Raw genomic sequence first — 18,417 nt, 5'->3', positions numbered from 1 at the left:
GATGGTTGACAAGGCGGTGGTCCGCGGCCTACCTTCTATTCAACCAATCAGTTGAAGAAGGTGCTTCGTGACCGACCAGCTCTCCCGAGTCTTTGCCGCCCTAGCCGACCCGACCCGTCGGGACATGGTCGCCCGCCTCACCGAGGGCGACCACACGGTCAACGACCTGGCCGCGCCCTACGACGTGAGCCTGCAGGCGGTCTCCAAGCACCTCAAGGTGCTCGAGGACGCCGGCCTGGTGACCCGGACCCGGGAGGCGCAGCGACGTCCCGTGCACCTGGAAGCCGAGGTGTTCGACCTCATGACCAAGTGGATCGAGCGCTACCGCCGGCAGGCCGAGGAGCGCTTCACGCGCCTCGACGCAGTGCTCGCGCGGATGCAGGACGACGACCCCAGCACCACCTCCACCCTCACGGAAGGAACCGCATCATGACCACCACGCAGGACTCCCGCACCCGCTACCCCGAGGCGGCCATCGAGGCCGACGAGACGGTGCCCGCCATCCACGTCTGGCGCGACTTCGCCGCCACCCCGGCCCAGCTGTTCCGGGCCCACACCGACCCCGAGCTCTTCGCGCAGTGGATCGGCCCCGACGGCGTCGGGGCCGACGTCACCCACTGGGAGGCCCGCGACGGCGGCAGCTGGAGCTACGTCGCGCGCGGCAGCGACGGGCGCGAGGACTTCGAGACGTCCTTCCGCGGGTGCTTCCACACCGTGCGCGAGGATCGCATCGTGCAGACCTTCACCTGGGAGGGGATGCCCGACGGCGTCTCGCTCGAGACGGTGACCTTCGAGGACCTCGGCGACGGCCGCACCCGGCTCCACGCCGTGAGTCTCTGCGACTCCTTCGAGGACCGCGACGCCTGGCTGCGCAGCGGCATGGAGGTCGGCGTCAACGACGGCTACGCCGCGATCGACCGCCTCCTCGCCGAGGGTGCCCTCTGATGGCGCTCCCCCACGACCCCGGCGACCGCCACGCGGTGGTCGCCGGGGGCTTCGGCCGGCTGGTGGAGCAGACCACCGACTGGTCCGCGCCCAGCCCGGTCGACGGGTGGACGGCGCGCGACGTCGTCGGGCACCTCGTCGAGTGGTTCCCCCACTTCCTGGCCGGCGGCGGGATCACCCTCCCGGCCGGCCCGTCGGTGGCCAATGACCCGGTCGCGGCGTGGCGTCACCACGCGGAGGCCGTCCAGGGGCTCCTCGCGCAGCGCGGCGACGAGACCTTCACCCATCCCCACGCCGGCACCCATCGGCTCGCCGACGCGGTCGACCGGTTCTACACCGCCGACGTCTTCATGCACTCCTGGGACCTCGCCCGCGCCGGCGGGCAGGACCCCGGTCTCGACGAGGACTTCGCCGCCGCCCTGCTGGAGGGGATGCGGCCGATGGAGCAGGCGCTGCGCGACTCCGGGCACTACGGTCCCGCGGTCCCGGTGCCCGACGACGCGCCGGTCGTCGACCGCCTGATGGGCTTCATCGGACGCGACCCCGCCTGGCGGCCCGGTGTCGGAGGCACCCCGTGAGCACCGTGGTGATGAACAACGTGGTCTCGCTGGACGGGTTCATCGCCGACCTCCACGACGACCCGGGGCCGCTGTTCGACTGGTACTTCAACGGGGACCGGCCCCTCGCCGCACAGGACATGGACGACCCGGCGCCCGGCGGGCTGCGGGTGTCGCAGACGTCGTACGACTACGTCCGACCCATCTGGGACTCCATCGGCACCATGGTGATCGGCCGCCACCTGTTCGACATCACGAACGGGTGGGAGGGGCGTCCCCCGGCGGGCGACCACGTGGTCGTCGTGTCGCACCGACCGAGGCCCGAGGGGTGGCACCCCGAGGCGTCGTACCACTTCGTGGCCGACGTGAGCACCGCCGTGGCCACCGCGAAGGAGCTGGCCGGTGAGCGGACCGTGTCCGTGGCCGCGGGCGACGTGGGCGGGCAGGCCCTCGCCCTCGGCCTCGTCGACGAGGTGGCGATGGACCTGGTGCCGGTCGTGCTCGGCACCGGCAAGCGCTACTTCGGCTCGATCGACACCCAGCACCTGCTCGAGGACCCGGAGGTCGTCGTCCAGGGCGACCGCGTCCTCCACCTCCGGTTCCGCGTCCGCCGCTGAGCCAATGGGCCGCCGACCCTCGTAGGGTCGACGACATGAGGTACGTCGTCTACGGCGCCGGCGCCGTCGGTGGAGTCGTCGGCGGCACGCTCGCCCGGGCCGGCCGGCCGGTGACGCTGGTGGCTCGCGGCGCCCATCTCGACGCCATCAGGGCGGCGGGACTGGTGCTCGACGCCGGGGACGGCCGCCACCGCATCGACGCGCCGGCGACCGACACGGCGGCCGAGGTCGGGTGGACCGACGACACGGTGGTGCTGCTCGCCGTGAAGTCCCACCAGGCCGCCGCAGCCCTGGCCGACCTGCGCGCCCACGCCCCCACCGGCACACCGGTCGTGTGCCTCACCAACGGCGTCGCGACCGAGGCCGCCGTGCTGCGGCTGTTCGCGAGGACGTACGCCGTCTGCGTCATGCTGCCCGCCACCCACCTCGAGCCCGGCGTGGTGGTCGCGTCGTGCCACCCGACGCCGGCCATCCTCGACGTCGGCCGCTTCCCCGGTGGGACCGACGCCACCACGGCTGCCGTGGCAGCCGACCTCCGCGCCGCGGGGATCGCGTCGGAGGAGCGCGCCGACATCATGGCCATGAAGCGGCGCAAGCTCGTGATGAACCTCGGCAACGGCGTCGACGCCTCCTTCGCCCAGGGCGCGGCCGCCGACGAGCTGGCCGCCCTGGCGCAGGCCGAGGGCGAGCGCGTCCTGGCCGCGGCCGGTCTCACGGTCGCCACCGCCGACGAGGACCGCGAGCGGCGCGGTGCGATCCTCCAGCGTCGTACCGACCTCGAGCGCCGCGGGGGCTCCACCTGGCAGAGCCTCACCCGCGGCACCGGCGACTCCGAGATCGACTACCTCGCCGGCGAGGTCGTGCTCCAGGGACGGCTCCTCGGCCTCCCGACCCCGGTCAACGAGGCCGTGGTCGCCGCCACCCGCCACCTCGCCGCCACGGGTGGCGCGCCCCGCAGCCTCGACGCCGGCGCAGTCCTCGCCTCGCTCTGACCCCACCCGAGCGGCCCGAAACGCACGCAGGCCCGCCACCCCAGTGGGGTGGCGGGCCTGCGTGAGCGCCTGGGGTCAGGCCTTGTTCTCGTCCGACTCCGGGGCAGCCTCGGCGGCGGCCTCGTGCTCGGCGGCGGCGGCCTCGTGCTCCTCGGCAGCAGCCTCGTGCTCCTCAGCGGCGGCCTCGTGCTCCTCGGCAGCAGCCTCGTGCTCAGCGGCAGCGGTCTCCGCGGTGGTGTCCTCGGAGGTGGTGTCCTCGACCTCGGTCTCCTCGGCGGCGGGCGCCGGAGCGGCCGCAGCCTCGGTCTTCTTGGTCGAGGGCGCCTTCGGGCTGTAGGCCTCGGTCACCAGCTCGATGACCGCCATGGGGGCGTTGTCGCCCTTGCGGGGGCCGATCTTGGTGATGCGGGTGTAGCCACCGGGACGCTCGGCGAAGGTCGGCGCGATCTCGGTGAACAGCGTGTGCACGACCGACTTGTCGCGGATGGTCTTGAGGACCTCACGACGGTTGTGCAGGTCGCCGCGCTTGGCCTTGGTGATCAGCTTCTCCGCGACCGGGCGCAGCAGGCGCGCACGGGTCTCGGTGGTGGTGATCCGGCCGTGCTCGAACAGGGCGGTGGCCAGGTTCGAGAGCATCAGGCGCTGGTGGGCGGGGCTGCCGCCGAGGCGGGGGCCCTTCTTGGGCTTGGGCATTGCTCTTCTCGATTCTCACGAGCCGTACCAGGTACTCGTGTAGATGGGTGTGGGGTGGATCTGGGTGGTGATGGTGCGTGCCTCGCAAGGCGGAGGAGGGAAGGCGTCCCGGGTTTGGACGTCGACCGACGACAACGCAGCGAGGTGCGTGCCAGCGCCGCTCAGATCAGAGCTGCTCGTCCTCGATGAACGCGTCGTCGTCGTCGTCGCCATAGGCGGCGAGGGCGGCGTGCGGGTCGAAGCCGGGCGCGCTGTCCTTGAGCGAGAGGCCCATCTCGACGAGCTTGGCCTTCACCTCGTCGATGGACTTGGCACCGAAGTTGCGGATGTCGAGCAGGTCCTGCTCCGAGCGCGAGATGAGCTCGCCCACGGTGTGGATGCCCTCGCGCTTGAGGCAGTTGTAGCTGCGGACGGTCAGCTGCAGGTCCTCGACCGGCAGGGCCAGGTCGGCGGCGAGCTGCTCGTCGACCGGCGACGGGCCGATGTCGATGCCCTCGGCCTCGACGTTGAGCTCACGGGCCAGGCCGAAGAGCTCGACGAGGGTCTTGCCGGCCGAGGCGATCGCGTCGCGGGGACGGATCGACGGCTTGGTCTCGACGTCGATGACGAGCTTGTCGAAGTCGGTGCGCTGCTCGACACGGGTCGCCTCGACCTTGTAGGTCACCTTCAGCACGGGGCTGTAGATCGAGTCGACCGGCATGCGGCCGATCTCGTTGTCGGCGCCCTTGTTCTGCACCGACGAGACGTAGCCGCGGCCGCGCTCGACGACGAGCTCCATCTCCAGCTTGCCCTTGTCGGACAGCGTGGCGATCTTGAGCTCGGGGTTGTGCACCTCGACTCCGGCGGGCGGGGTGATGTCGGCGGCGGTGACGTCACCGGCACCGGACTTGCGCAGGTACATCACGACGGGCTCGTCGTGCTCGGAGGAGACGACGATGCCCTTGAGGTTGAGGATGATCTCGGTCATGTCCTCGGTGACGCCCTCGATGGTCGAGAACTCGTGGAGGACGGAGTCGACCTTGATGCTGGTGACCGAGGCACCCGGGATCGAGCTGAGGAGCGTACGACGCAGCGAGTTGCCGAGCGTGTAGCCGAAGCCGGGCTCGAGGGGCTCGATGACGAACCGCGAGCGGAACTCGTCGACGGTCTCTTCCGTGAGGGTGGGGCGCTGAGCGATGAGCACGGAGTTTTTCCTTTCCGGATCCACCCGCTATTTGACGGATCCGAACATGGTGAGGAGTGGTGTGGAAGAGGGACGTCGGTGGCCGCCCGTAGCGACGGGCGGCCACCGACAGGGGTCACTTCTTGGAGTAGAACTCCACGATCAGCTGCTCCTGGACCGGGACGTCGATCTGCGCCCGGACCGGGACCTGGTGGATGAGGACGCGCATCCGCGACGGGATGACCTCCATCCACGCGGGGGTGACGCGCTCGCCGTGGGTCTCGCGGGCCACGATGAGCGGGGTCAGCTCGAGCGACTTCTCGCGCACGTCGATGATGTCGTGGTCGGTGACCTGGAAGGACGGGATGTCGACCTTCTTGCCGTTGACCAGGAAGTGGCCGTGCACGACGAGCTGGCGGGCCTGGCGACGCGTACGGGCGAAGCCGGCGCGGTAGACCACGTTGTCGAGGCGGCACTCGAGGAGCTGCAGGAGGTTGTCGCCGGTCTTGCCCTGGCGACGGCTGGCCTCCTTGTAGTAGCGGACGAACTGCTTCTCCATCACGCCGTAGGTGAAGCGCGCCTTCTGCTTCTCCCGGAGCTGCAGCAGGTACTCGGACTCCTTGATGCGACCGCGGCCGTGCTGGCCGGGGGCGTAGGGACGCTTCTCGAAGGCAGCGTCGCCGCCGACGAGGTCGACACCGAGACGGCGCGACTTGCGGGTCATGGGACCGGTGTAGCGGGCCATGTGTCAGTCTCTCTTTCTCAGTCTCGGGTCAGACGCGGCGGCGCTTGGGCGGCCGGCATCCGTTGTGCGGGGTGGGCGTGACGTCCTGGATGGTGCCGACCTCGAGGCCGATGGCACCCAGTGACCGGATGGCGGTCTCACGACCCGAGCCCGGGCCCTTGACGAAGACGTCGATCTTCTTCATTCCGTGGTCCATGGCGCGACGGCCGGCGGCCTCGGCAGCCATCTGGGCGGCGAAGGGGGTGGACTTGCGCGAGCCCTTGAAGCCGACGGTGCCGGCAGAGGCCCACGAGATCACCGCACCGGTCGGGTCGGTGATGGTGACGATGGTGTTGTTGAACGTGCTCTTGATGTGGGCTTCGCCCTGAGCGACGTTCTTCTTCTCCTTGCGGCGGACCTTGGTCGCGCGGCTCTTGGGAGGCATTCACTAACTCCTGATGAGGTCTGGTCGAAAAGCTTCTGAGAGGTAGGCGTGGATCACTGCGCGGGGGCGCAGGTCACTTCGCCTTCTTCTTGCCGGCGACGGTGCGCTTGGGGCCCTTGCGGGTGCGCGCGTTGGTCTTGGTGCGCTGACCGCGGACCGGGAGGCCCATGCGGTGGCGGCGACCCTGGTAGCTGCCGATCTCGATCTTGCGGCGGATGTCCGCCTGGACCTCACGCCGGAGGTCACCCTCGATCTTGAAGTTGGCTTCGATCTCGTCGCGAAGCTTGACCAGCTCCTCGTCACCGAGCGTGTGAACGCGAGCGTTCGGGTCGACGCCGGTGGTCTCGAGCAGCTGCTGTGCGCGGGTACGGCCGATGCCGTAGATGTAGGTGAGAGCGACCTCGATGCGCTTGTCGCGCGGGAGGTCAACACCAACGAGGCGTGCCATGTGGCGGTTTCCTTGTCTGTTCTCGCATCGGTTTCGGTTCGTGTCGCGTCCCATCCCGCCTCGGGTGGGCTCCGGCCGGTGCTCCGGAGGTGACTTCAGCCCGCCTGGGCGGACCTAGCGATCACGTTGTGGGTGTTGCAGGTGGTGGTCTCAGCCTTGCCGCTGCTTGTGGCGCGGGTTCTCGCAGATGACCATGACCCGGCCGTGACGGCGGATGACCTTGCACTTGTCACAGATGGGCTTGACGCTGGGGTTGACCTTCATGTCAACGCCTTTCTCACTGCGTAGCGAGCTCGCTACTCGGCTGACGAATCACTTGTAGCGGTAGACGATCCGACCCCGGGTGAGGTCGTACGGCGAGAGCTCCACCACGACCCGGTCCTCGGGGAGGATCCGGATGTAGTGCTGTCGCATCTTGCCGCTGATGTGCGCGAGCACCTTGTGCCCGTTGGCCAGCTCCACGCGGAACATGGCGTTGGGAAGGGCCTCCACGACGGTGCCCTCGATCTCGATCACGCCTTCTTTCTTGGGCATGTCCTCCACAATCTGTCGCGGTACTGGATCAAAATGCTGTGTTGTCTACCGTGGCCCGGGAACCGCCCGGCACCTGCGAGGCAGGTGGCCGGTGGACCTCGTGAGGCGATCCGGGGGACCTCTTCCCGGGCACGCGTGCAACCGTCTGGGACGATCGGACGAGATTCCGGGCAGCCGCGAGGCACCACAGAACACAGCCCACGTTGGGCCGACGCACCAGTTTAGTCAGGCGTGCGGCGAGAACGCCAATCTGCGAGGCCGCGCACGTGCCGGGCCACCTCGCGGACACGCCCGGGCGCGGGGGCGGGGCCCTCCACCCCCCGCGGCTCGGCGTCGGGCGCCGGCGCGGACGTCGTACGCCGCAGCGAGCGGAGGCTGATCGCGGCCCGGACCCGCTGCCACCGGCCGACTCCCTGCGACATCGCCCGCCGCTCGGCGTCGACCGACTCCCAGTAGGTCGCCGCTGCGGCGGGCTCGGGCACGCTCGGGCCGAAGACGAAGCTGTCGGCGCGGCGCGCCAGGGCTCCGGCCTGTCCCGACACGATGCCCACCGACTGCTCGCGCCGGGTGACCGTCGGGCCGAGCGGGACGGGCTGGCCCAGGTCGCGGGCGTGGTCGACCAGCTCGCGCCAGGCCCCGACGAAGCGCGCCGAGGGTGACGTCGCGCGGCGGCGACGGTGCCGGCGCCACGCCTTCAGCCCGATCACGGCACCCAGCAGCAGCGCGAGCACGAGGACGGGCAGGCCGACGTAGGTCACCACGACGCCGATCCACGCGGGGGCCCCCGGGATCAGGCCCTCCTCGTCCTCCTCGGCCTTCTTCTTGCGGGTGGCCTTGCGCTCCTTGAGGTCGGCGTCGCTCTGCTCCCCCGCGTCGGACGGCGGCGGGATCGGGTTCGGCGGCGGGATGACCGTCCCGGACATCGGCGTGTTGGTCTCCGGCACCTGGTCGGCGGGAGGGGTGTCCGACATGAAGGCCTCGGTCGGCAGGGTCTTCCACGACCCGTCGGCGGCCCGGAGCTCCACCCAGGCCGAGACGTCCTTGCCGGTGACCCGTCCCCCCTCGGGCACGACGGCGCCGAGCACGACGCGGGCGGGTACGCCGATGTCGTTGGCGATCAGCGCCATCGTCGCGGCGTACTGCTCGTCGTTGCCCACGATCTGCGGCGCGTTGACGAACTCGTCGGACAGGCGCCACGCGCTGTGGCCGGCCACGTAGATGCGCTCGGTGCGCCCGATGCCGTCGGAGTACTTGCCCTCCGAGCGCAGGTGCTCCGCCGCGGCCAGGACCCGGTCCATCGGGTCGGTGCCGGCCTCCTCGGTCCACTTCTCCGTCGGGCCCTGGATGAACGCCGCTCCCGCCGGCAGGGGCGTCAGGTCGGCGGAACCGACGGTCTCCTCCGTGAGCTCGTCGTCGGGCTGGACCGCGGTGAAGGAGTAGCGGTCACCGCTCTGCAGGCCGGTGGGGACCACGGCGGTCGAGGTGGCGAGGTTGTAGCGGAAGACCTCGGCCTTGGCGCGAGCGTCGCTGGTCTCGAAGGCCATCGACCGCAGCGCGCCGACGGTGGGCAGCCAGACCCCGGTCCACCCCTCGCCGAGGGTGATGGTCACGTCGACCTCCTCCCCCTCGACCGGGTTGTCGATCGTGGAGGAGACCCGCTGGAAGGAGTCGTCGGCGGGGCCGGGGAGCGCGTCGTCGGTGGCGCCCCACACCATCCCGTCGTAGCGGTCCATCGCCGCGAACCGGACCCGGGTCTCGGCCGGGACGCCCTCGATGTCGAGCAGGGTCTTGTCGTAGACGTTGGCGGGGTTGGGCTCGCCCTTGAGATCGACGTACTTGCGGAAGCCGGCCAGCGGCGAGGGGTAGCGGCCGATGTCGAAGGGCGGCTCCACCCAGTTGCGGGCCACCGCGCGCCGCGAGTCGTCACCGACGAACAGCGCGCTCGCCGGGTGGGCGAGGAGCGCCGCGAGCCCGAGCATGACCACGGCGCCGACGCCGCGGACGTAGGACGTGCTGCCGCCGTGGACGGTGGCACTCGCCCGACGGGCGCGGACCGCCAGCCAGGCGAGGGCGAGCGCGGTGAACACGACGCCCTGGACGACGAGGGACTGCGGGTGGCGCACCCCGAGCAGGATCGCCCCTGACAGGGCGACGGTCATCCCGGCCACGGGCAGCAGCGACGAGAGCCAGGCCCGGCGCACCGGCTGGCGGGCCAGCCCGGTGCCGACCAGCCCGGCGACCAGCCCGGACAGCCACGGCAGCACGAGCAGCGGGCCGTCACCGTCGACCGGCGGCAGCGTGGTCAGCAGGTCCTTCCAGCCGAAGACGGCCTGGTCCGCCACGCGGGCGAGGGTCGACGCGCCGGGGAGGGCGTAGGTGTCGCCCAGGGAGCGCAGGCAGAGCGGGCCCCCGAGGAGGAAGAACACCACCAGGCAGATGACGACCGACGAGATGACCGGCCAGCCCGCCGCGCGCGTCAGGTGGGTGACCACGACCGCGATCGCCGCACCGAGAAGGCCGACCACCAGGTAGGTCGACCCGGTGAAGGAGGAGCCGAACGCCGTCAGCGCGACGGCGGCCAGCGCCAGGGTGAAGCCCATGTCGACCCACGCGTCGCGGTCGGGCACCAGCGCGTGCCGGCGCACCCGGGTGCGCGTGCCCGTCGTCGCGACCGGGCCTCGGGCGGCCTGGGGGTCCGCGCGGCGCTGTCCGGCGGTGGGCCGCAGCAGGGTGGACGGCGTACGTCGTGGGGTGGACGTCATCGCACGCTCCAGCGCAGGAGGCCGCCGAGGTCCTCCTTGGCGGCGAGGTGGAGCACGGGAAGCCCGCCCGTCTCGGTCACCCGGCTGTTGCCGTGGGGCTCGACGACGATGCCGAAGCGGCGCACCTCGGGAGGGAACGCCGCCGACGCACGCAGCAGGTCGGTGAACGGTGACTCGCTCCCGCCGATGAAGAAGGCCAGGCTGGTGTCGGGCGCCAGCATGCTGGCCTGCCGCCCGGACTCGACCAGGCCGCGGTCGCCGAAGTCCGCCCGGCACACGGCGTCGAGGGCGAGGTGGCCGTCGGCGCCGGAGGAGGCGTGCCCACCGCACACGAAGGACACGTCGAACTCGTCGAGCACCGCTCGCACCGCGATCGACGCGGCCACCGCCATCGCGGTCTCGAAGTCGTCGGGGTCCGACCAGGAGTCGAGCCGGTCGTCGACCACGATCGTGGCGTGGCTGCGCCGGGTGTCGAGGTACTGCCGCACGAGCAGGGCGGACTCACCGGTCGAGGCCATCACCTTCGCCGACGAGCGCCAGTGGATGTGGCGCAGGTCGTCGCCGGGGACGTACTCGCGCAGCGCGTGGAACGCGAGGTCGCTCTGGCTGACGGCGTCGGTCGAGACTCCCTCGAGGTCGCGCAGCAGGCCGGCGCCGAGGGACTCCATGGGCACGAGGTGCGGGCGCACCAGGACCTCCCGCACCGGGGTCCAGACCACGTCGCGGGAGAAGATGCCGACCGGGTCGCCCCGACGGGTCATCGCCGGCCCGACCGCGATCACGCCGCGACGCTCGGTCCGGATGGTGAACGACTCCTCGTGGGTCGCCCCGGGAGCGAGCGAGCTGATGCCGTAGCGGTGGACGGCCGAGCCGACCGGGACCTCCAGGGTGGTCGGGACCAGGCGCGACGACGCGCGGTTGACCACCAGCACGCCGGCCGCGACCGACTCCCCCGCCGCCACCCGCTCGGGCTGGAGCCGCAGGTCGACCGACACGGACGTCCGGCCGAGGAGGAAGGGCAGGGCGAGCACCGCGAGCAGGAGGCACCCCGTGCCCAGGACCGCCAGCTCACGCCACTGCGCGACGACGCCGACCAGGAGCGCGCCCAGGCCGAGGCCGAGGACCAGCCAGCCGATCGGCTTGATGACCTCGAGCGCGTCGTTCAACCGCTGCCGCATGGACCCCATCGAGGCGTCAGGCCCCCACGCGATCGGTCGGCGGCGCGACGGCGTCCAGCAGGCGCGAGATGACCGTCTGCACGTCGACGCCGCTGAACTGCGCCTCGGCGTCGAGCAGCAGGCGGTGGGAGAGCACGGGCTCGGCGAGGTCCTTGATGTCGTCGGGGACCACGTGGTCGCGACCGTCGGCGGCGGCCCACGTCTTGGCGACGCGGACGAACGCCAGGCACCCGCGCGCCGAGAGCCCGAGCTTGACGTGCGGCTGCCGGCGCGACTCCTCGGCCAGCTCGGCGACGTAGCCGATGACGGCCGGGTCGACGTAGACCTCGTCGGCCAGGCCGCTCATCTGCGCGATCGTGGCAGCGGTGATCACCGGGGTGACCAGGGAGGCGCGGTCGCGGACGGCAGCGTTGTTGAGCAGCTCGACGGTGGCCTGACGATCGGGGTAGCCGACCGAGGTCTTCATGAGGAAGCGGTCCAGCTGCGCCTCGGGGAGGCGGTAGGTGCCCGCCTGCTCGATGGGGTTCTGCGTCGCGATGACGAGGAACGGCCTGCCGACCGGGTGTGCGACGCCGTCGACGGTGACCCGGCCCTCCTCCATCACCTCGAGCAGCGCCGACTGCGTCTTGGGCGAGGCCCGGTTGATCTCGTCGGCCAGCACGATCGTGTGGAAGATCGGCCCCGGGTGGAACTCGAACGTGCCCTTGTGCTGGTCGTAGACCGTGACGCCGGTGACGTCGGACGGCAGCAGGTCAGGCGTGAACTGGATGCGGGCGTGGCTTCCCTGCACGGTGTTGGCGAGTGCCCTGGCCAGCATCGTCTTGCCGGTGCCGGGGAAGTCCTCGAGCAGGACGTGCCCCTCCGAGAGCAGGCAGGTCAGCGCGAGCCGGACGACGTGGCGCTTGCCGAGAACGGCCTTCTCCATGTTGTCGGTGAGCTGGTCGAAGGTCGACTTGAACCACTCGGCCTGTTCGTGGCTGATCGTCAAGAGGTGCTCCTGGTGGTGTGGGATCGATCGAGGCGTGGGGGGTCGCGCTCCGCGGCGCTAGGGGAATGTCGTGTCGAAGACGACCTTGCCCAGACCACCGGCGAAGCTGCAGTTGCCGACGACCTGCTCCCCCGACGCGTAGTAGGCGTCGACCTGGCCGGAGAAGTCGCCCGAGCCGCTCTTCGAGCGCCGCGGCCAGAACTTGTCGAAGTCACAGTTCCAGTTGGTCGCCGTCCCCTCCGCAAACCTGAGGGTCAACACTGCCATGGCGCACGAGTCGGCGGTGCACTTCGGCTCGGCGACAGTGGCGCACGCCGGCATCCCTTCGGTGTCGTCCTGGCAGCGGTCACCACGACTGATACTGACGGTCGGCGGGGGCGGCGGCGCAGAGGTGACCCTGTTCGACCCCGAGTCCTGACCGCGATCACCGGGCGCGTCGTCGCCGATCGCGACGAAGATCTCCTGCTCCTGGGCCCAGTTCTCAGTGCTGAACGCCGGGGTGGTGAAGCTGAACGAGCCCACTCCCGTGGGTCGGAACCGTTGGGTCCCCGTGCCCCCGCCGCCCTTGTTGCGGATCTCGTACTCGAGCACGGCCGGGTCGCCGTTGCTCGTGCCCGTGATCACCCACTGGATCGACTTGCCGTTGACGATCGGCTGGACCGACCCCAGGGCGTCGTCGAGGCGGCCGAAGCTCTGCACGTTCTGCACCGCGCTCAGGGTGCAGCCGACCGGCGCGTCCTCGTTGCACACGCGGAGCTGGACCGGGTAGGCCTGCTCGTTGCTGGGGGTGGGGATCCGCTGGGTGGTGGTGCCGGTCTGCTGCGGGATCGTGCGGACCACTCCTCCCGCCACGAGGATGTCGACCTTGCTCACGTCACCGCGGGAGTCCGGCACGGTGTACCTGACCTCCGCCTCCTGGCTGTTGCCGGTGGCGTAGACGTCGAAGGCGCCCCAGGCTGCCGGGCGCCCCACGGCCTCGATCGAGGTGCCCGCGCTCGGCTGCGAGCGCTTGCCGGGCTGGTCACCCGGCTGGTTGGCGGCGACGACGGTGTAGGTGTAGGTGAGGCCGTCGTAGGGCACGCCGGCGTGGGTGCAGGTCAATGACGCAAGGCGCTGGCAGCCGGGCACCACCCCCGCGGTCACGCCGTTGGAGTAGCTGACCGTGTACACGGTGGGTCCGGGGCCCTCGGGCAGCACTGCCTGCCAGGCGATCCGGATGTTGGTCTGGTTGGCGCCGGACTCGAGGTCGGTCAGCGCCGGGGCCGCGGGTGCCGGCGGCGTGCCGAGCGGCTGCATCTCCGTCGAGGAGCGCGGCAGCGAGTAGCCCACCTGGTTCTGGGCCTTGATGGTGAAGACGTAACGGTCGTTGTTGTCCAGGCCGAGGGCGGTGTAGCTCAGCTGGTTGCCGGGCACGACCGCGGTCGGGCCGCCGGGCCACGTGATCGTGTAGTCGAGGATCCTCGAGGTGTTGGTGGACGGCTTGTCCCAGGCGATGGTGATCTGGCCGTCGTCCCGGCCGGCCATCCGGATGTTCTGCACCCGGCCGGGCTGGGTGTCGGCCCGGGCGGAGCGGGACAGGTTGCTCCACGCGCTGCCGCCGACGCGGTTCACCGCCTGCACGCGGAAGCTGTAGTTGCCGCCGGTCTTGAGCTTGCGGAAGACGCACTCGTTGGTGTCGCACCGCTGCCGGGCGTCGGTCTTCTCCTCCCGCACCACGTAGTGGGTGACCGGAGCGCCCCCGTCGTCGTCGGGCGGGGCCCAGCCCATCTTGATGGTGCCGACCTCGTCGGACAGCGGGTAGGGGCGGGGCTCACCGGGCGCCGACGGCGTGCCGATGACCCGGAACTGGATGCGGCCCTCGGCCGTGCGCGAGGACGGCGGGTCGCTGTCGTCGACGTCGCTGACGACCAGCCGGAAGCTGGCCTCGGCGCCACGCGTGTCGCGGTCGGCGGTGAGCGTCAGCCGGCCGCCGTTGACGCTCGCCCGGACCCCGGGGGTGCCGGTGTTCTGCACCTGCACGATGGTGGGATCGGGGTTGGCGACACCTGCCTGGAGGTAGGCGGCCATGTCGTAGGTGCGGCTCTGCCCGGCTTCCATCGTCTCGACGCGGATCGGGTTGAGACGCGGCGGCGGGGCCTTGTCCAGCTGGAACCGCACCACCTGGGCGTTGCTGTCGCCGGCGCGCACGGTCAGCACGGCCTCGCCGCCCTCGGTGACGTCGTCGGAGGCGGTGACGGTCACGACGGAGCCCGCTGGGCCGCCGAGCTCCACACCGTCGACGGCCTGGCTCCACTCGGCGGTGAAGTCGAGGCCGACGGCGTCCCGGGGGTCGACGGTGAAGACCGTGCAGTACGTCGCGATGTCGAGGTCGTAGCGCTGGCCGGCCGACATCGGGATCACGCTGGTGGGGCACTCGAGCGACGGTGTGTCGTCACCCACCACCACCGGGATGGAGAGGATGGCCGTGACGCCGTCGTCGGTCGTCGTGGCGTCCTCGTTGCCGCTGGCGTCGGTGGCGGTGGTGACCTCGACGAGGACCGAGCCGGGCCCCCGGAAGCCGGCCTGCGCCGACAGCGTGAACCGGTTGTCGCCGTCCGGACCGACGGTCAGGGCGGTGGGCGAGGCGGACCACGAGCGACGGCCGGACGCGAGGCGCACCTTGCCGCCGTCGGGGGCGGCGATGTAGTCGGAGACCTTGCCCGTCGTGCTCTCCCCGGAGTCGAGCTCGATGAGCGACCCGGGGAGGACGTAGGGAAGCCCGTCGCCCGTGGGCGGGATGTAGACGGAGGCGACAGCCGTCGCGCCGTCGGCGTCGCGGACCTGGAAGGGAAGCACCTTCGGGGCCTCGCCACGGTCGGCGCGTACCTGCGATCCGTCGACCACGCGGGCCGACGGATCGCCGGAGACCTCGACCACCTCGAGGTCCTCGACCGCCCCGTCGGGGTCGTAGGCGCCGTCCAGGACGTCCACGACGACGCTCCCGCTGTCGTCGGCCCGGCCGAAGGCGTCGTAGACGATCGGCGGGTTGTCGTAGTCGTCGGCCGTGGTCAGCGTCATCGTCGATCGCGACTCGTCGATGCCGTTGGTGACCCGGTAGACGAGCACGGTCGGTGGTGCCTTCGCCGAGTCGGGTGCCGGGACCTTGACCAGGTTGGTCTCGGGGTCGAGGCGGGCGCCGTCCGGGCCGTCGAGGATCTCGACCTCGACCGAGTCGCCGGAGGCGATGAAGTCGTTGGCGAGCGGGTCGAAGGTCGCCGTACGCCCCGGCTCGACCGTGAGCCGGTCCTCGACGGCCAGTGGCGGCTGGGGCTGCCCCAGCCCGACGACGGCGATGCGGACCGTGCCGGTCGCGAAGGCGCCCTGGGAGTCGACGACGGAGTAGGTGAACTCGTCGGTGCCGGCCGTGCGCGGATAGGCCTGGTACTCGAGGAAGTTGCCCCCGACGGCCTCGATCCGGCCGAGGCGAGGGGCGGACGTGATGCCGGTGACGGTGACCGGGTCTCCGTTGCGGTCGACCCCGACCCCGGGCACGCGGACCTTGACGACGTCGCCGGAGACGACCCGGCCCTCCAGCGTCGGCGGCTCGGGCGCGTCGTTGGGGTCGTCGGCCGGCACGACGGTCACCTTGAGGGTGCCGTCGGCCCGCCTGCCCTCGAGGTTCTGGGCGACGTAGGTGACGGTGTAGGTGTCGCGCTCCTCGACGTCGTCGGGCGCGACGTAGCGGACCACCCGTCCGGTCACGAAGGCCTTGCCGACGTCGCCCGTGACGTCGATGGGGGCGACCACCGGGAGCTGGCCCGGGGTGTCGCTGCTCGACACGTTGCTCAGCAGGGTCAACCGGTCGCCGGCCGGGGAGACGTCGTTGTCGAGCACGGGCGCCGCCACCGAGCCGCCCGCTCGCACGACGACCTTGTCGGAGACCGTGATGGGGGTGTTGTCGACCGGCGCCGGCCGCTGGGTGACCACCACCTCCCCGCTGACGCCCGAGCTGGTGCCGTTGCTGATCGTGTAGGACACGGTCTGCGTCACCGGCGCGAGGTCGGGCCCGGACGCCGAGATGCGCAACCAGCGTCCGTCGACGATCGCGACGTCGAGCTGGCCGGCGCGGTCCCCGACGGCCCGTTGCACGACCAGCAGCCCGCCCGCCGGGTCGAGGTCGTTGGCCAGCACGTCGACGATGCCCGGCGCCTGCCCGAAGACGGTGAGGGTGTCGGGCATGGCGATGGGCTCCGCGGCCCGCTTGGGGCGCGCCCGCACGTCGACCCGGATGGTGCCCTGGTCGAGCGGCGCGTTGCCGAAGCCCGCGTCATAGCTGAGGAAGTAGGTGCCTGCCCGCTCGCCGGTGAACGTGAGCTGGCCGGCGTCGAGGTCGGTCACCACCTTGGCGTTGGGCTGCTGCGGCACCTTGCCGCCCAGGGACAGCTCGGCGTCGGGGGCGTTGGGGTCCGAGCCGGGCAGGTCGTTGAGCAGCGGCCGGATCTTGATCGGCTTGCCGACCTCACCACGTACGACGTCGGGCTCGGCCTGCGGGGCGTAGGCCTTCTGGTCCTTGGGCGCCTGGACCTGGAAGCTCATCGACTTCGGGACCGGCGCCGAGCGACCGTCGGTGACGGCGAACTCCACGCGGACGATCTGTGGCCCGTCGGCCGCGCCAGACGGAGCGGTGAACCGGATCCGGCCGTCCGCGGTGGTGCGGGCGGTGGCCCCGGTCTCCTCGCCGCCCACGGCCTTCGCGGAGTCGAGGAGCAGGGTGTCGCCGTCGCGGTCGTCCCGCCAGTCGGCGAGCACGGGGACGGCCAGCTCGCCCCGGTGCGGCACCTTGTAGGTCGGCTTCTTCCAACCCTCGCGCACCGTGGGGGCCTCGTTCTGCACGCTGCCGCGCACCTCGACGTCGACGGTGGCGTTGGCGGACAGGCCGTTGCGGCCGTCGTCGATGAAGTAGTCGAACCGGGCGGGCCGTGCGTCCTGGGGCATCTGGAGGACCAGCGTCTGGCCGTCGGGGCTGATCTCGACGCGGGCGCCGCCCGACGGCTGGTCCACGTCGACGATGCTCAGCAGCCGGCCCTCCGGGGCCGAGTCGTTGTCGAGCGGGTGGAGCACGGTCGTCCGCCCGGCGCGGACGCCGTAGGAGTCGGGCTTGGCGCGGGGCGGGCGGCGGTCGGCCTCGCTCTGGTTCTCGTTCTCCTCGTCGTCGTCCTTGTTCTTCTTCTTCGACGTGAAGGCTTCCCAGTTGTCGATCCGGACCGGCTTGTCCTGCTGCACGTCCCAGACGGTGCCGCTGTTGGCGTCGTTGAGGACGATCTCGCCGCGGTTGACCCGGAACGCCAGGCTGGTCGCGTCGCCGCCGAGGCCCTTCTCGTTGACGTCCTGCGACCCGCACTGCACGGCCACGGCGCCGCGACCACCGGACCAGGCGCCGAACGCGCACGCCCCGAGGCGGACCGGCTCGACGGGGTTGCCGGACCTGTCGGAGACGGTCGTGACGTCGCCGGACTCGAGGTCCACGGCCAGGAGCCCGTCCGGGGCACCCACCAGCACCGTGTCGTGGGCGGGTCCCGCCTGCTGGAGCCTGCTGCCGGGAGGGACGGAGACGGTGGGACCGTCGACGACCCCGAGCACTCCGGCATCGGCGTCGAGGGTGACGATGCGCTCGCCCACCGTGGTCACGTCGGACACCTGGCCCGCGTCGCCGGGGAGGTCGCGGGCGCGGGGCTTGCGGAAGCCGGCGTCGGTGGGGGCCAGCGTCGTGACGGTGCCCTCCTCGGTGGAGGTCACCACGACCGTCCCCGCCTGGCTGACCGTCAGGGCAGCCCCCTCGCCGGCCTCGGCCAGTGGCTCGGCCTGGCGGTCGACGGCGCTGACCAGCGGCTTGCCGAGCTGGTCGTCGTAGCGGACGGCCCACACCTCGCCGGTCTCCGCGTCCGCCGTGGCGAGCGTGCCACCGGCCATGGCGACGTCACCGGTGACCGGGATCGCGGCGGAGCCGCCGTCCTGGGCCTCGAGCCGACTGGTCTCGATGACCTGTCCGCGGCTGGTGCCGGCGTCGAGGGTGACGACGGCCGCGCCGTCCTGCACCACGTCGAGGCGCGCCTTGCCGTTGTCGCCCGGCACGACGCCGTCGAGCTGGTTGATCGGCTTGTTGAGGCGGCCGGACCAGCCCTTCTTGCCGTTGACGACCCACACGCCGCCGTCGTTGAGCTCGGCCTCGTGCTTCTTGTACCCGTCGGCCGACACGGCGTAGACGACGACGGCGGTGGATGCGATTGCCAGCGCGACGCCGGAGGCGATGCCTGCCCGGTGTCGACGCAGAGCAGTCACACGTGCCACGCCAGTCCCCCTTGGCCCCACGGATGAGGTACGCCCGCCGCACTC

The 18,417-nt window shown here is 71.5% G+C and carries 16 protein-coding genes; 5 read left to right on the top strand and 11 right to left on the bottom strand.

All coding sequences use genetic code 11. The annotated features are described in order from the left end of the window. The first annotated feature begins 67 nt into the window (after positions 1 to 67). Genes NCI01_RS16405 through NCI01_RS16385 form a run of 5 tightly spaced genes read left to right on the top strand, consistent with a single transcriptional unit; the run spans position 68 to position 3,111 of the window. Positions 68 to 433 carry an ArsR/SmtB family transcription factor gene (locus NCI01_RS16405; protein WP_254182561.1) on the top strand — a complete coding sequence of 122 codons (366 nt, stop codon included), beginning with the start codon at positions 68 to 70 and terminating at the stop codon, positions 431 to 433. Next, positions 430 to 945 carry an SRPBCC family protein gene (locus NCI01_RS16400; RefSeq protein WP_254182560.1) on the top strand — a complete coding sequence of 172 codons (516 nt, stop codon included), beginning with the start codon at positions 430 to 432 and terminating at the stop codon, positions 943 to 945. The genes NCI01_RS16405 and NCI01_RS16400 overlap by 4 nt, the downstream gene beginning before the upstream one ends. Then, entirely contained in the window at positions 945 to 1,523 is a 579-nt protein-coding gene (locus tag NCI01_RS16395; RefSeq protein ID WP_254182559.1) for a TIGR03086 family metal-binding protein, read from the top strand. Before NCI01_RS16400 ends, NCI01_RS16395 begins: the two co-directional genes overlap by 1 nt. Then, on the top strand, positions 1,520 to 2,119 hold the full coding sequence (locus NCI01_RS16390) for a dihydrofolate reductase family protein (protein WP_254182558.1): 600 nt from the start codon (positions 1,520 to 1,522) through the stop codon (positions 2,117 to 2,119). Before NCI01_RS16395 ends, NCI01_RS16390 begins: the two co-directional genes overlap by 4 nt. 35 nt (positions 2,120 to 2,154) lie before the next feature. Next, positions 2,155 to 3,111 (top strand): ketopantoate reductase family protein, encoded by a 957-nt coding sequence (locus NCI01_RS16385; RefSeq protein ID WP_254182557.1) that lies wholly within the window; start codon positions 2,155 to 2,157, stop codon positions 3,109 to 3,111. A gap of 75 nt (positions 3,112 to 3,186) precedes the next feature. Here NCI01_RS16385 and rplQ read toward each other — a convergent pair whose 3' ends face one another. The 11 genes from rplQ to NCI01_RS16330 form a co-directional block, all read right to left on the bottom strand. Further along, entirely contained in the window at positions 3,187 to 3,804 is a 618-nt protein-coding gene (gene rplQ, locus NCI01_RS16380; protein WP_254182556.1) for a 50S ribosomal protein L17, read from the bottom strand. Positions 3,805 to 3,970: 166 nt separating this feature from the next. Next, positions 3,971 to 4,987 (bottom strand): DNA-directed RNA polymerase subunit alpha, encoded by a 1,017-nt coding sequence (locus NCI01_RS16375; protein WP_121141540.1) that lies wholly within the window; start codon positions 4,985 to 4,987, stop codon positions 3,971 to 3,973. 115 nt (positions 4,988 to 5,102) lie between these two features. Continuing rightward, positions 5,103 to 5,711, bottom strand: coding sequence for a 30S ribosomal protein S4 (gene rpsD, locus NCI01_RS16370; protein ID WP_172262135.1), 609 nt, complete (start codon positions 5,709 to 5,711; stop codon positions 5,103 to 5,105). Positions 5,712 to 5,739: 28 nt separating this feature from the next. Further along, positions 5,740 to 6,135 (bottom strand): 30S ribosomal protein S11, encoded by a 396-nt coding sequence (gene rpsK / locus NCI01_RS16365; RefSeq protein WP_056906616.1) that lies wholly within the window; start codon positions 6,133 to 6,135, stop codon positions 5,740 to 5,742. A gap of 73 nt (positions 6,136 to 6,208) precedes the next feature. Further along, positions 6,209 to 6,583, bottom strand: coding sequence for a 30S ribosomal protein S13 (gene rpsM, locus NCI01_RS16360; protein ID WP_172262137.1), 375 nt, complete (start codon positions 6,581 to 6,583; stop codon positions 6,209 to 6,211). Between the two features lie 150 nt (positions 6,584 to 6,733). Further along, entirely contained in the window at positions 6,734 to 6,847 is a 114-nt protein-coding gene (gene rpmJ / locus NCI01_RS16355) for a 50S ribosomal protein L36 (protein ID WP_004008316.1), read from the bottom strand. A 48-nt stretch (positions 6,848 to 6,895) separates the two neighbouring features. Continuing rightward, a complete protein-coding gene (infA, locus tag NCI01_RS16350) occupies positions 6,896 to 7,117 on the bottom strand; it encodes a translation initiation factor IF-1 (RefSeq protein ID WP_056599768.1) in 222 nt (73 codons plus the stop codon). A gap of 221 nt (positions 7,118 to 7,338) precedes the next feature. Beyond that, positions 7,339 to 9,879, bottom strand: a complete 2,541-nt coding sequence (locus NCI01_RS16345) for a transglutaminase domain-containing protein (protein ID WP_254182555.1) — start codon at positions 9,877 to 9,879, stop codon at positions 7,339 to 7,341. Beyond that, positions 9,876 to 11,057 carry a DUF58 domain-containing protein gene (locus tag NCI01_RS16340; protein ID WP_254182554.1) on the bottom strand — a complete coding sequence of 394 codons (1,182 nt, stop codon included), beginning with the start codon at positions 11,055 to 11,057 and terminating at the stop codon, positions 9,876 to 9,878. The genes NCI01_RS16345 and NCI01_RS16340 overlap by 4 nt, the downstream gene beginning before the upstream one ends. Positions 11,058 to 11,073: 16 nt before the next feature. After that, on the bottom strand, positions 11,074 to 12,045 hold the full coding sequence (locus NCI01_RS16335) for an AAA family ATPase (protein ID WP_254182553.1): 972 nt from the start codon (positions 12,043 to 12,045) through the stop codon (positions 11,074 to 11,076). 57 nt (positions 12,046 to 12,102) lie between these two features. Continuing rightward, positions 12,103 to 18,372, bottom strand: coding sequence for an Ig-like domain-containing protein (locus tag NCI01_RS16330; RefSeq protein ID WP_254182552.1), 6,270 nt, complete (start codon positions 18,370 to 18,372; stop codon positions 12,103 to 12,105). Between the last annotated feature and the right edge of the window lie 45 nt (positions 18,373 to 18,417).

This window comes from Nocardioides pinisoli, from assembly GCF_024199985.1.
Lineage (GTDB): Bacteria > Actinomycetota > Actinomycetes > Propionibacteriales > Nocardioidaceae > Nocardioides > Nocardioides pinisoli.
This window is presented reverse-complemented; position numbering and strand designations above follow the sequence as displayed.

What these genes read in the sequence shown, in the direction of transcription:
- rpmJ (WP_004008316.1), bottom strand. Translation starts at nt 6,847, where the DNA reads ATGAAGGTCAACCCCAGCGTCAAGCCCATCTGTGACAAGTGCAAGGTC.
- rpsM (WP_172262137.1), bottom strand. Translation starts at nt 6,583, where the DNA reads ATGGCACGCCTCGTTGGTGTTGACCTCCCGCGCGACAAGCGCATCGAG.
- NCI01_RS16340 (WP_254182554.1), bottom strand. Translation starts at nt 11,057, where the DNA reads ATGCGGCAGCGGTTGAACGACGCGCTCGAGGTCATCAAGCCGATCGGC.
- rpsD (WP_172262135.1), bottom strand. Translation starts at nt 5,711, where the DNA reads ATGGCCCGCTACACCGGTCCCATGACCCGCAAGTCGCGCCGTCTCGGT.
- NCI01_RS16395 (WP_254182559.1), top strand. Translation starts at nt 945, where the DNA reads ATGGCGCTCCCCCACGACCCCGGCGACCGCCACGCGGTGGTCGCCGGG.
- rpsK (WP_056906616.1), bottom strand. Translation starts at nt 6,135, where the DNA reads ATGCCTCCCAAGAGCCGCGCGACCAAGGTCCGCCGCAAGGAGAAGAAG.
- NCI01_RS16385 (WP_254182557.1), top strand. Translation starts at nt 2,155, where the DNA reads ATGAGGTACGTCGTCTACGGCGCCGGCGCCGTCGGTGGAGTCGTCGGC.
- NCI01_RS16345 (WP_254182555.1), bottom strand. Translation starts at nt 9,879, where the DNA reads ATGACGTCCACCCCACGACGTACGCCGTCCACCCTGCTGCGGCCCACC.
- NCI01_RS16400 (WP_254182560.1), top strand. Translation starts at nt 430, where the DNA reads ATGACCACCACGCAGGACTCCCGCACCCGCTACCCCGAGGCGGCCATC.
- rplQ (WP_254182556.1), bottom strand. Translation starts at nt 3,804, where the DNA reads ATGCCCAAGCCCAAGAAGGGCCCCCGCCTCGGCGGCAGCCCCGCCCAC.
- infA (WP_056599768.1), bottom strand. Translation starts at nt 7,117, where the DNA reads ATGCCCAAGAAAGAAGGCGTGATCGAGATCGAGGGCACCGTCGTGGAG.